Genomic DNA, 12,164 nt, shown 5'->3' with positions numbered 1-12,164 from the left:
GTCCCGTGAACTACACCCACCCGGGGCGGGGGACCACCGCGCCCCCGCCGCCGCCTCCCGCGGCGCTTCCGGCCCAGCCGGGGCAGTCAGCCCAGCCCGTCGCTGGGGACGCCACCGGATGGTCGATGGAGGAGCGGCTCTACAACCAGGTGTGGGGCATGTTCGAGGACCTCGCCCGCACCACGGCGGCGTACCGCAGCGCCGTCGACTTCGCCGACTCCCGCATGGAGCAGGAGCTCGACAAGGTCCTCTCCGACCCCCGCAGCCGCATCGGCGGCGCCGGAGACGCCGCCCGCGACACCGCGCGCGCCAAGCACGCCGACCTCGTCGGCCAGGCCAGGGCGGCGCTCGACCGCGACCTCGCCCAGCTCGCCGCGGAGGCCGATGTCGTGGAGCCCGCCCTGCCGCCGTCCTTCGCGGCCTGGAGCAGCCCGGTCTGGCACGGCTACCGCGCGCCCATGGAGATCCCGATGGCCCTCCGCCTCGGCGACCTCCACCTCCCCGAGCGCATCGACCTGCGCATTCCGATGCTGGTCAGGCTGCCCCTTGAGCGTGGCCTGTGGATCGACAGCGGCAAGGCGCTGACCAACACCTTCACCGACTCGGCCGAGCTGCGGCGGCTCGCCGTGGACACCGCGGTGGCGCACGCGGCGCGGCTGCTCGCGGTCTATCCGGCCGGGGAGTTCTCCGTGCACGTCATCGACGCGGCGGGCGCGGCGGCCGGTGCGTTCGCCCCGCTCACCTCGGCGGGCGTGCTGGCCGGGCCTCCGGCCACCGGGGCCGCGGGCGTCTCCGAGGTGCTCGCCCGGCTCACCCGGCGCGTGGACCTGGTGCAGATGGCGGTGCGCGGCGGAGCCGCCGACGCGCTCCCCGCCGACCTGGACGTCGCCGAGCAGCTCCTGATCGTCAACGACTTCCCGCACGGCTTCGACGACCGCGCGGTGACGCGGCTCCGCTATCTGGCCGACGAGGGCCCGGCCGTCGGCGTGCACCTCATGATGGTCGCCGACCGCGAGGACGCCGCCGAGTACGGCCCGCTGCTCGACCCCCTGTGGCGGGCGCTGCTGCGCCTCACCCCGGTCCCTGACGACCATCTCGCCGACCCGTGGGTCGGCCACGCCTGGACGTATGACCCGCCCGCCTTCCCGCAGGGCAGTGACGTACTGCGGCAGGTCCTCGACCGGGTCGCGGCGGCCCGGCGCACCGGGGGCCGCTGAAGCGCGGGGCCCGCCCGTGACCCATGACGGTAAAGCGACACGGGGTGCCTTCTGAGCAGGCCTTTTGGTTCGTACTTGCCGACCGCTTTACCAATCCTTGGTATTTCGCGTACTCTGGAATCCGCGGAGGGGAGTACTCCCGGCTGCGACGTACCCGTCAATACGGACCGCCATCGGTCCCGGGGCGTCGGCCCGACTGCGGCGGTGGCCGCCTCGGGTGGAAGAGACCTCCGGCAGCGACGACGCTGATCAGTAGCCGTACGACGCCGGAGGCGCAGTGGACGTTTCAATGAATATGTGGGTGCTGACCGTTCTCGGTCTGTGTGCCCTCATCGCGGTCGACTTCTTCATCGGGCGCAAGCCGCATGACGTGTCGATCAAGGAAGCCGGTATCTGGACGGTCGTCTGGATCGTCCTCGCGGCGCTCTTCGGCCTCGGCCTGCTGGTCGCGGGCGAGAGCCAGGCGTCCGGGGAGTTCTTCGCGGGCTTCATCACCGAGAAGTCCCTCTCCGTGGACAACCTCTTCGTCTTCATCCTGATCATGGCGAAGTTCTCGGTGCCGACCCATCTCCAGCAGCGGGTGCTGCTGTTCGGCGTGCTGATCGCCCTGGTCCTGCGAGCGATCTTCATCGCCGCCGGTGCCGCGGTCATCGCCAACTTCTCCTGGGTCTTCTACATCTTCGGCGCGTTCCTGATCTACACCGCCTGGAAGCTCATCCAGGAGGCCCGTGCCGATGAGGAGGAAGAGGACTGGGAGGAGAACCGCCTCCTGAAGTCCGTCGAGAAGAAGTTCGGCGTCTCGGACCGGTACGAGGGCACGAAGCTGTTCGTCAAGAAGAACGGCAAGAAGGTCATGACGCCCCTCATGGTCGTCATGCTCGCCATCGGCACCACCGACGTGCTCTTCGCGATGGACTCCATCCCCGCGATCTTCGGCCTCACCCAGGACCCGTACATCGTCTTCACGGCCAACGCCTTCGCCCTCATGGGTCTGCGCCAGCTCTACTTCCTCATCGGCGGACTGCTCAAGAAGCTGGTCCACCTGAGCTACGGCCTGTCGGTGATCCTCGGCTTCATCGGCGTGAAGCTCGTGCTGCACGCCCTGCACGAGTCCGGGGTGCACGTCCCCGAGATCTCCATCCCGCTCTCGCTCTCGGTGATCTGCGGTGTCCTGGTGATCACCACGATCACCAGCCTCATCGCCTCCAGGAAGCAGGCGGCGAAGGACGCGGAGGAGAAGGCGGCCGAGACCACGGCGGCCGGTTCCAAGTAGCGCGACCGAGTAGCGGCGGCCAGGCGCCCGGGGCAGCATCGAGTCATGGTCACTCGGCTCCGGGCGCTCGGCATGCAGTGGACGACCGTGGTCCCCCTCCTCGCGGTCGTCCTGCTCGTGTTCACCTGGGGCCGCGACCTGCCCGGCGTCATCGTCGCCGTGGTGACGCTGGTCCTCGCCGGAGCGGTGCTCGCCGCCGTCCACCACGCCGAGGTGATCGCCCACCGCGTCGGCGAACCCTTCGGCTCACTGGTCCTCGCCATCGCGGTGACCATCATCGAGGTGGCGCTGATCGTCACCCTCATGGCCGACGGCGGCGACAAGAGCTCCACCCTGGCCCGCGACACCGTCTTCGCCGCGGTGATGATCACCTGCAACGGCATCGTCGGGCTCTGCCTGCTGGTCGGCGCGCTCCGCCACCGCGTCGCCGTCTTCAACCCCGAGGGCACCGGCGCCGCCCTCGCGACCGTCGCCACCCTGGCCACGCTCTGCCTGGTCCTGCCGTCGTTCACCACGACCAAGCAGGGCCCCGAGTTCTCGACCAGTCAGCTCACCTTCGCCGCCATCGCCTCGATCATCCTGTACGGGCTCTTCGTCTCGACCCAGACCGTGCGGCACCGCGACTACTTCCTGCCGATCACCAAGCGGGGCGAGGTCATCGACACCGACAGCCACGCCGAGGGCCCGTCCTCCCGGGAGGCGCTGATCAGCCTCGGGCTGCTCGCCCTCGCCCTGGTAGGTGTCGTGGGCCTCGCCAAGGGCGTGTCACCGACGATCGAGTCGGGCGTGGAGAGCGCCGGGATGCCGCACGCCGTGGTCGGCGTGATCATCGCCCTGCTCGTGCTGCTCCCCGAGACGATCGCGGCCGTGCGCGCCACCCGCAGGGACCGCGTGCAGACCAGCCTGAACCTCGCCCTCGGCTCGGCGATGGCCAGCATCGGGCTGACCATCCCCGCCGTCGCGGTCGCCTCCGTATGGCTCTCCGGGCCCCTGGTGCTCGGCCTGAGCGCGACCCACATGATCCTGCTGGTCCTCACCGTCGTCGTCGGCACGCTCACGGTCGTGCCGGGACGGGCCACACCGTTGCAGGGCGGTGTGCACCTGGTGCTGTTCGCGGCATACCTGGAGCTGGCGGTCACGCCGTAGCCCCCGCCCCGCGCGGAATCCCGTGCGCGGAGGCGTGATAGACCACCTCCATGACCCTCAGTACCCGTAGCCTCGCCACCGCGCCGATCATGATCCTGAACGGGCCGAACCTGAACCTCCTCGGCCGCAGGCAGCCCGAGATCTACGGCAACGACACCCTCGCGGACGTCGAGGCGCTGTGCGCCGAGGCGGCGGCGGAGTACGGCGGCAGCGTGGACCTGCGGCAGAGCAACCACGAGGGCGAGCTGATCGACTGGATCCACGAGGCGCGCGAGCACCACGCGGGCATCGTCATCAACCCCGCGGCCTACTCACACACCTCGGTGGCCATCCTGGACGCGCTCAACACCTGTGACGGCCTGCCCGTGGTGGAGGTGCACATCTCCAACATCCACCAGCGGGAGGCCTTCCGGCACCACAGCTACGTCTCGCAGCGCGCCGACGGCGTCATCGCGGGATGCGGTGTCCAGGGGTACGCGTTCGCGGTGCGGCGGGTGGCGGCGCTGGTCTCGGCGAAGGCCTGAGCACGGCCTCCGCGCTCACCGGCGCCGCCCGGGATCACCAGCCGCGGGCGCGCCACTCGGCCAGGTGCGGACGCTCGGTGCCCAGCGTCGTGTCGCTGCCGTGGCCGGGGTAGACCCAGGTCTCGTCGGACAGCGTCCCGAAGATCTTGGTCTCGACGTCGCCGATGAGGCTCGCGAAGGCCGCCGGGTCGTTCCGCGTGTTGCCGACGCCGCCCGGGAAGAGGCAGTCGCCGGTGAAGACGTGGGCGTGACCGTGCGGGTCGTCGTAGACCAGCGCGATCGAGCCGGGCGTGTGGCCCACCAGGTGGCGGGCGGTGAGCTCGACCCGGCCGACCCGGATCGTGTCGCCGTCGTCGACGAGGACGTCCGTCGGCACCGGGATGCCCGCCGCGTCCGCGCGGCCCGCGTACGTCCGCGCGCCGGTCGCCGCGACGACCTCGGCCAGCGCCTGCCAGTGGTCGCCGTGCTGGTGGGTGGTGACGACGGACGCGATGCCGTCGTCACCGATCAGGGTCAGCAACGTCCCGGCGTCGTTCGCCGCGTCGATCAGGAGCTGCTCGCCGGTGGCCCGGCAGCGCAGCAGATAGGCGTTGTTGTCCATCGGCCCGACCGCGACCTTCGAGATCATCAGGTCCGGCAGCTCGTGCACATCCGCGGGTCCGCCGACCTTCACCGCTCCGCTGTACGTCATGTGCGTCACCCTATAGCGGCGGCAGAGAGGGCAGCAGGCCCCCTTCGGCCGTCAGCGCGGAGCCGTCCCGGCGCCCGGCGAGCCAGCCCACCACGTCCGCCGCGGACCCGGAGACGGTGACTTCGGGGTCGCCCTCCCGGCCCGTGTCCCACGCGTGCGTGCCGTCCGTCACACGGACCGGCGGGACGCCCGGGCTGCCCGCGAAGCGCGCGGTGAGGAAGGAGATCTCCCGCTGGACGAACTCCTCCGGCAGGTCCTCCAGCTCGTAGCCGATGCCGAGGTCCACGTGGTGCAGCTCCACCTCGACCCAGCGCCGGAACGGGATGCGGGAGGCGGAGTCGGTGACGCCGTTGCGCAGGGTGACGGTGCGGGACCAGTCGGCGGGGAGCGCCGCCCGCTCCTCGAAGCGGGCCATGGACGCGCGCACGTCGTCGAGCTGCTCGGGCAGCGGTCGCGGGGCGTCGCGCTCGATGTCCGCGTCACGCTGGAGCGCGCTCTCGTACATGGGCCGGCCCGCGAGGACGTTGACCAGGGCGTCCGCGTTCCGTGCGAGGTGGGCGAGCACATAACCGCGGGTCCAGCCCGGGAGCCGTGACGGCTCGGCGGTCGAATCGTTGTTCAGTTTCGACGCTGCGCTGAGCAGCCGGTCGGTCGCGTCACGTACAGACGCCAGGTCGCGCACATGATCAATCATGCGCCCGACGATAGCTGGGTCACACGTCCGGGTGAAGGCTCCTGGATACAGGGCTAATCGAATGTACGTGCTATATGGTCGAGGACGGCATCGGGCATTCTTCAAGGTCCCGGTTTGTTGTGTCTGTGGAACCAGGGAAGCAGCCCGGCGTTGTCAGTGGCTCGCCCTACTCTGTGAAAGACGGGGTTCTGCCCCTGTCACTTCTCTCAAGAAAGGTGCGGACCGGCGTGGCCGACCGTCTCATCGTCCGTGGCGCGCGCGAGCACAATCTCAAGAACGTCTCGCTCGACCTCCCGCGTGACTCCCTCATCGTGTTCACCGGACTCTCCGGGTCGGGCAAGTCCTCGCTCGCGTTCGACACGATCTTCGCCGAGGGCCAGCGGCGGTACGTAGAGTCCCTCTCGTCGTACGCCCGGCAGTTCCTCGGCCAGATGGACAAGCCCGACGTCGACTTCATCGAGGGCCTCTCCCCGGCGGTCTCCATCGACCAGAAGTCGACCTCGCGCAACCCGCGCTCGACGGTCGGCACCATCACCGAGGTCTACGACTACCTGCGCCTGCTCTTCGCGCGCATCGGCAAGCCGCACTGTCCCGAGTGCGGCCGGCCGATCTCCCGGCAGTCGCCGCAGGCCATCGTCGACAAGGTCCTCGAACTGCCCGAGGGCAGCCGCTTCCAGGTCCTCTCGCCGCTGGTCCGCGAGCGCAAGGGCGAGTTCGTCGACCTCTTCGCCGACCTCCAGACGAAGGGGTACTCCCGCGCGCGGGTGGACGGCCGGACCATCCAGCTCTCCGAGCCGCCCACGCTGAAGAAGCAGGAGAAGCACACCATCGAGGTCGTCGTCGACCGCCTCACGGTGAAGGAATCCGCCAAGCGCCGCCTGACCGACTCCGTGGAGACCGCGCTCGGCCTCTCCTCGGGCATGGTCGTGCTCGACTTCGTCGACCTCCCCGAGGACGACCCCGAGCGCGAGCGGATGTACTCGGAGCACCTCTACTGCCCGTACGACGACCTGTCCTTCGAGGAGCTGGAGCCCCGCTCCTTCTCGTTCAACTCGCCCTTCGGCGCCTGCCCCGACTGCACCGGCATCGGCACGCGCATGGAGGTCGACCCCGAGCTGATCGTCCCCGACGAGGACAAGTCGCTCGACGAGGGCGCGATCCACCCCTGGTCGCACGGCCACACCAAGGACTACTTCGCCCGGCTCGTGGGCGCCCTCTCCGACGCCCTCGGCTTCCGCACCGACATCCCCTGGGCCGGTCTCCCGCAGCGCGCCAAGAAGGCCCTGCTCTACGGCCACAAGACCCAGATCGAGGTGCGCTACCGCAACAGGTACGGCCGCGAGCGGGTGTACACCACCGCCTTCGAGGGGGCCGTCCCCTTCGTCAAGCGCCGCCACAGCGAGGCCGAGAGCGACTCCAGCCGTGAGCGCTTCGAGGGCTATATGCGCGAGGTGCCCTGCCCCACCTGTGAGGGCACGCGCCTCAAGCCGATCGTCCTCGCCGTCTCGGTCATGGGGAAGTCCATCGCCGAGGTCTCCGCGATGTCCATCAGCGACTGCGCGGACTTCCTGGCCGAGCTGCGGCTGGGCGCCCGGGACAAGAAGATCGCCGAGCGCGTCCTCAAGGAGGTCAATGAGCGGCTGCGCTTCCTGGTCGACGTCGGCCTGGACTATCTCTCGCTGAACCGCGCCGCGGGCACCCTCTCCGGCGGCGAGGCCCAGCGCATCCGCCTGGCCACGCAGATCGGCTCCGGCCTGGTCGGCGTGCTCTATGTGCTCGACGAACCGTCCATCGGCCTCCACCAGCGCGACAACCACCGCCTCATCGAGACCCTCGTGCGCCTGCGCGACATGGGCAACACGCTCATCGTCGTCGAGCACGACGAGGACACGATCAAGGTGGCCGACTGGGTGGTCGACATCGGCCCCGGGGCGGGCGAGCACGGCGGCAAGGTCGTGCACAGCGGCTCCATGAAGGAGCTGCTCGCCAACGAGAAGTCGGTCACCGGGCAGTACCTCTCCGGCAAGAAGGCCATCCCGGTGCCGGACGTGCGCCGCCCCACCGACCCGGGCCGACGGCTCACGGTGCACGGCGCCCGGGAGAACAACCTCCAGGACATCGACGTCTCCTTCCCGCTCGGCGTCCTCACGGCCGTCACGGGCGTCTCGGGCTCCGGCAAGTCCACGCTGGTCAACGACATCCTCTACACCCACCTGGCCCGCGAGCTGAACGGCGCGAGGTCGGTCCCCGGCCGCCACACGCGCGTGGCGGGCGACGACCTCGTCGACAAGGTGGTGCACGTCGACCAGTCGCCCATCGGCCGCACCCCGCGGTCGAACCCGGCGACGTACACCGGAGTCTTCGACCACGTCCGCAGGCTCTTCGCCGAGACGACCGAGGCGAAGGTCCGGGGATATCTCCCCGGCCGCTTCTCCTTCAACGTCAAGGGCGGACGCTGCGAGAACTGCTCCGGCGACGGCACGATCAAGATCGAGATGAACTTCCTGCCGGACGTGTACGTCCCGTGCGAGGTCTGCCACGGCGCGCGGTACAACCGCGAGACGCTGGACGTGCACTACAAGGGCAAGTCCATCGCCGAGGTCCTCGACATGCCGATCGAGGAGGCGCTCGACTTCTTCGAGGCCGTGCCCGCCATCTCCCGGCACCTCAGGACGCTCCACGACGTCGGCCTCGGGTACGTCAGGCTCGGCCAGTCCGCGCCCACCCTCTCCGGAGGCGAGGCCCAGCGCGTCAAGCTCGCCTCCGAGCTCCAGAAGCGCTCCACCGGCCGTACGGTCTACGTCCTGGACGAGCCGACCACCGGTCTGCACTTCGAGGACATCAGCAAGCTGATCAAGGTCCTCTCCGGCCTGGTCGACAAGGGCAACACGGTCATCGTCATCGAGCACAACCTCGATGTCATCAAGACCGCGGACTGGGTCGTCGACATGGGCCCCGAGGGCGGCAGCGGCGGCGGTCTCGTCGTCGCCGAGGGCACGCCCGAGGAGGTCGCGGGCGTCCCCGCAAGCCACACCGGCAAGTTCCTGCGGGAGATCATCTCGGCGGACCGGATCAGCGACGCGGTGCCCTCGCAGGGCCGCAAGTCCGCCGCGAAGCCCGCGAAGAGGGCCACCAAGAAGGTGGCCGCCGCCGCCACGGCCAAGAAGACGGCCACGGCCAGGACGGGCGCCGCCAAGAAGACGGCGGCCCCGAAGAAGACGGCGGCCACCGGCAAGAAGGCCGCCGCCCCGAAGAAGGCGACGCGGGCCCGCAAGGCCTGACGCGCGGCTCGGCCCGATCAGCGGAGCCCGCGCCGACCGGAGCGCCCCGCCCCCACCCCGGGGGCGGGGCGCTCCCGCGTATGCACACGTACGCGCGTATACGCACGCGCGGGGCCGCGGATGCCTTGTCCGGTGGCCCCCGGGCATGGTCGGCTTGCCCCCATGCCGGTACGCATCGAACGCGAAGGCCCCGTCACCACCGTGGTGCTCTCCCGCCCCGCCGTGCGCAACGCCGTCGACGGGCCCACCGCCCGCGCACTCGCCGACGCCTTCCGGGCCTTCGAGGCCGACCCCGATGCCGCCGTCGCCGTGCTCTGGGGCGAGGGCGGCACCTTCTGCGCGGGCGCGGACCTCAAGGCCATCGGCACGCCCGACGGCAACGACGTGACGGAGGACGGCGACGGGCCCATGGGCCCCACCCGGATGCGGCTGTCCAAGCCGGTGATCGCCGCGATCTCTGGCCACGCGGTGGCGGGCGGCCTCGAACTCGCGCTCTGGTGCGATCTGCGGGTCGCCGACGAGGACGCCGTCCTCGGAGTGTTCTGCCGCCGCTGGGGCGTCCCGCTGATCGACGGCGGCACGGTGCGGCTGCCCCGGCTCATCGGCGAGAGCCGTGCCATGGACCTGATCCTCACCGGCCGCCCCGTCGGCGCCGCCGAGGCGCTCGGCATGGGCCTGGTCAACCGCACCGTCCCGCCCGGCACCGCACGCGCCGCGGCGGAACGGCTCGCCGCCGGGATCGCCGCGTTCCCTCAGCTCTGCCTGCGGCACGACCGGCTCTCGGCCCTGGAACAGAGCGGCCTCCCCGAACCCGAGGCCATGGCCTCGGAGCTGCGGCACGGCCTGGACTCGCTGACCGGGGCCGCGGAGGGCGCGGCACGGTTCGCCGGGGGAGCGGGACGGCACGGGGCGTTCGAGGAACGGCCCGGGACCGTGCCCGGGGCGCACGACGGACATCCCTGAGCCCCTGCCCGGGGCGCACGACGGACACCTCTGAGCCCGCGCTCCGGCTCGGCCGGACCCCCGCCCCGCTCAGCCGAGTTCGCTCGCGTACGGCGGCTCCGCGCCCGCCCGTGAGCAGGTGATCGCCGCCGCGCGCGCCGCGTAGCGCAGTACGGCCTCCCAGCCCTCGGTGCCGAGGCCCGCCAGGGCGTCCCCCGAGAGGGCGTCCCGCTCCGCGAGGCCGTGCAGGAGGGCCGCGTTGACCGTGTCGCCCGCCCCGATCGTGTCCACCACATCGACCCGCTCACCGGGCACGGTCAGCTCCGCGCCGTCCCGCGTGTACAGGGCGAGGCCGTCGCCGCCGCGCGTGACCACCACGGCCGCCGGGCCGCAGGACAGCCACTCCTCGGGAGTGCCGCCGAGCCAGTCGGCGTCCTCCTGCGACAGCTTCAGGAGCGTGACCGAGGACAGCCAGCTCTTGAACCGCGCGCGGTAGGCGTCGGCGTCGGGGATGAGCACCGCCCGTACGTTGGGGTCGAGCGCCGTGAAGACCCCGTCCGCCGCCGCGCGCCGCAGCAGCTCCTCGTACGCGCTCGCACCCGGTTCGAGGACCAGCGAGCAGGTGCCGAACGACATCGCCCGTACGCCGTCGGGGAGCCGCTCCGGGACGGTGAACAGCCGGTCGGCCGTGCCCTCGACGTAGAAGGAGTACCCGGCGGAGCCGTCCTTGCCGATCGACGCCACGGCGAGCGCCGTCGGCTCGGGGCCGCGCTGCACGTGGGACAGGCCGACCCCGGCCGCCCGCAGCCCGTCGAGCAGCGCCTCGCCGAACGCGTCGCGCGAGACCCGCGAGCAGAACGCGACGGGGGAGCCGAGGCGCCCGAGCGCCACGGCGGTGTTGTACGGGCCACCGCCGAGGCGGGGCGCGAGGTCGGGCAGGACCGCGCGGCCGCCGGGGGCGCGGCCGGCCTCCTGCGGCACGAGGTCGATCAGGGCCTCTCCGGCGACGACGATCACGGGTGGTTCCTTCCGGGCGCTGCCTTGGCTGGGCTCGGGCCGCGCGGCACGCGGGCCCGGCGTTCCGCACAGGCTAGGCCGTGCGGGCCCCCGTGACGGCAAACGGGCGGCACTCGGGCGCGCTGGTGCCCGACCCGGTCGCGGCGCTCGGCACCGGTATGGTCTGATCCGTCACCGATGCCCCTGACCTGTGGAGACACCATGTCCGGCACGTCCCCCGCCCGTCGCACCGTGCTGCGGGCCGCAGCTCTCGCCCCGGCCGTGGGGCTCGGACTCACCGCCTGCTCCTCGGGCGGGGGCGGCGCCAACCGCTCGGCGCCGACCGAGCCGGTGGACCTCGGCGCGTCCGACGACGTGAAGGTGGGCGCCTCGAAGCTGTACACGGACCAGAACGTGGTCGTCAGCCGGATCTCCGACGACGAGTACAAGGCGTACAGCTCGATCTGCACGCACGCGCGGTGTCCGATCAACAGGCTGGAGGGGCACAAGCTGATCTGCCACTGCCACGGGAGCCAGTTCGACGCCAGGAACGGCAAGGTGCTGCACGAGCCCGCCGTGAACCCGCTGCCCGAGCTGCCGGTGAAGGTGGCGAAGGGCAAGATCATCGCGGGCCCGGAGGCCTGAGCCCGCGCCCCGCCTCACTCCCGGTCCCACGCGCTCCCAGTCCCACGCGATCACTCCCAGTCCCACGCGATCCCGAACAGCCCGGCGCGCACCTGGGGCTCCACCAGGTGCACCGAGCGGTGGCTGCCGCTCAGCGTCAGTTCCTGCCGTCCCACGCGCGGGGCGGCGGCGGAGTGCTGGGTGAAGCGGTGGCACCGTACGGGCAGGGCCTGGTCGTCGAAGCGGACCTGGAGCACGTACTGGCCGCCCGCGAAGGGGAAGCCGCGCCGGTACTCGGTGGCCGGGCTCGCCGTGCCGTCCTCGAACCCGTAGCCGAACAGATGGGTGTCGCCCGTGCGCAGCCGGGCGTCGAAGAGCAGCTCCGCGACCAGCACCCCGGTCTCCTGGTGCCAGCGCACCCGGCCCGTGCGGCAGTTCTCCAGGGCGTGCACGCGCACCTGGTCCGGGGTGCAGCCGGGGTCGCCGTGGTAGATGGCCACATAGCGGTCGATGCCGTCCTGGTGGGCGCGGACGATGTGCTGCGACTCCCGGGTGGCCAGCTCGCGCCGCGCCCCGATCCGCACCCGCTCGTGGTGGCCGATGGTGTGCAGGCCGCCGTCGGAGGGCAGGCCGAGCTCCGCGAGGAGGCCGCGCAGCACGTCCGACGCCTCCACCAGGGAGCGGTACGGGCGGGGAGTGGGCCGTTCGTCGTCGGTGGGGCCGGGCGGCCGGGAGTGCAGCCGGATCAGTGACTCCGCGGGGAGCTGGAGTATTTC

At 71.4% G+C, this 12,164-nt stretch carries 10 protein-coding genes and 1 pseudogene; 7 read left to right on the top strand and 4 right to left on the bottom strand.

The genetic code is table 11. The features are described 5' to 3' along the window. The 4 genes and pseudogenes from AB8Z36_RS11990 to aroQ form a co-directional block, all read left to right on the top strand. A pseudogene (locus AB8Z36_RS11990) lies at positions 1-1,217 on the top strand (TerD family protein); the annotation flags it as partial. 277 nt (positions 1,218-1,494) lie between these two features. Further along, positions 1,495-2,490, top strand: coding sequence for a TerC family protein (locus tag AB8Z36_RS11985; RefSeq protein WP_369213234.1), 996 nt, complete (start codon positions 1,495-1,497; stop codon positions 2,488-2,490). A 45-nt stretch (positions 2,491-2,535) separates the two neighbouring features. Then, positions 2,536-3,636, top strand: a complete 1,101-nt coding sequence (locus AB8Z36_RS11980) for a calcium:proton antiporter (protein ID WP_369213233.1) — start codon at positions 2,536-2,538, stop codon at positions 3,634-3,636. Positions 3,637-3,686: 50 nt separating this feature from the next. After that, on the top strand, positions 3,687-4,160 hold the full coding sequence (aroQ, locus tag AB8Z36_RS11975; RefSeq protein WP_369213232.1) for a type II 3-dehydroquinate dehydratase: 474 nt from the start codon (positions 3,687-3,689) through the stop codon (positions 4,158-4,160). 34 nt (positions 4,161-4,194) lie between these two features. Here aroQ and AB8Z36_RS11970 read toward each other — a convergent pair whose 3' ends face one another. Further along, a complete protein-coding gene (locus AB8Z36_RS11970) occupies positions 4,195-4,851 on the bottom strand; it encodes an MBL fold metallo-hydrolase (protein WP_369213231.1) in 657 nt (218 codons plus the stop codon). A 10-nt stretch (positions 4,852-4,861) separates the two neighbouring features. Further along, positions 4,862-5,545 (bottom strand): maleylpyruvate isomerase family mycothiol-dependent enzyme, encoded by a 684-nt coding sequence (locus AB8Z36_RS11965; protein WP_369213230.1) that lies wholly within the window; start codon positions 5,543-5,545, stop codon positions 4,862-4,864. Positions 5,546-5,772: 227 nt separating this feature from the next. On the opposite strand from AB8Z36_RS11965, the gene uvrA reads away from it, so the two are divergent. Together uvrA and AB8Z36_RS11955 are read left to right on the top strand one after the other, a co-directional pair. Then, the gene (uvrA, locus tag AB8Z36_RS11960) at positions 5,773-8,826 is read left to right on the top strand and encodes an excinuclease ABC subunit UvrA (RefSeq protein WP_369213229.1); all 3,054 of its coding nucleotides are present in this window, start codon (positions 5,773-5,775) and stop codon (positions 8,824-8,826) included. Positions 8,827-8,988: 162 nt separating this feature from the next. Next, positions 8,989-9,789, top strand: a complete 801-nt coding sequence (locus AB8Z36_RS11955) for a crotonase/enoyl-CoA hydratase family protein (RefSeq protein ID WP_369213228.1) — start codon at positions 8,989-8,991, stop codon at positions 9,787-9,789. A gap of 69 nt (positions 9,790-9,858) precedes the next feature. On the opposite strand, the gene AB8Z36_RS11950 is transcribed toward AB8Z36_RS11955, so the two are convergent. Further along, positions 9,859-10,785, bottom strand: a complete 927-nt coding sequence (locus AB8Z36_RS11950) for a carbohydrate kinase family protein (RefSeq protein WP_369213227.1) — start codon at positions 10,783-10,785, stop codon at positions 9,859-9,861. Positions 10,786-10,986: 201 nt separating this feature from the next. Between AB8Z36_RS11950 and AB8Z36_RS11945 the strand changes: the two genes are divergently transcribed. Next, a complete protein-coding gene (locus tag AB8Z36_RS11945; protein WP_369213226.1) occupies positions 10,987-11,409 on the top strand; it encodes a Rieske (2Fe-2S) protein in 423 nt (140 codons plus the stop codon). 50 nt (positions 11,410-11,459) lie between these two features. On the opposite strand, the gene AB8Z36_RS11940 is transcribed toward AB8Z36_RS11945, so the two are convergent. Beyond that, positions 11,460-12,164 (bottom strand): hypothetical protein (locus tag AB8Z36_RS11940; RefSeq protein ID WP_369213225.1); only part of this gene is annotated, 705 nt, incomplete at its 5' end.

It is taken from the genome of Streptomyces flavofungini, from assembly GCF_041028215.1.
Taxonomy (GTDB): Bacteria; Actinomycetota; Actinomycetes; order Streptomycetales; family Streptomycetaceae; genus Streptomyces; species Streptomyces flavofungini_B.
This window is presented reverse-complemented; position numbering and strand designations above follow the sequence as displayed.

Bases quoted from the DNA above. Each gene is read 5' to 3' on its own strand.
- AB8Z36_RS11980 (WP_369213233.1), top strand. From the start codon at position 2,536: ATGGTCACTCGGCTCCGGGCGCTCGGCATGCAGTGGACGACCGTGGTC.
- aroQ (WP_369213232.1), top strand. From the start codon at position 3,687: ATGACCCTCAGTACCCGTAGCCTCGCCACCGCGCCGATCATGATCCTG.
- AB8Z36_RS11970 (WP_369213231.1), bottom strand. From the start codon at position 4,851: ATGACGTACAGCGGAGCGGTGAAGGTCGGCGGACCCGCGGATGTGCAC.
- AB8Z36_RS11965 (WP_369213230.1), bottom strand. From the start codon at position 5,545: ATGATTGATCATGTGCGCGACCTGGCGTCTGTACGTGACGCGACCGAC.
- AB8Z36_RS11955 (WP_369213228.1), top strand. From the start codon at position 8,989: ATGCCGGTACGCATCGAACGCGAAGGCCCCGTCACCACCGTGGTGCTC.
- AB8Z36_RS11945 (WP_369213226.1), top strand. From the start codon at position 10,987: ATGTCCGGCACGTCCCCCGCCCGTCGCACCGTGCTGCGGGCCGCAGCT.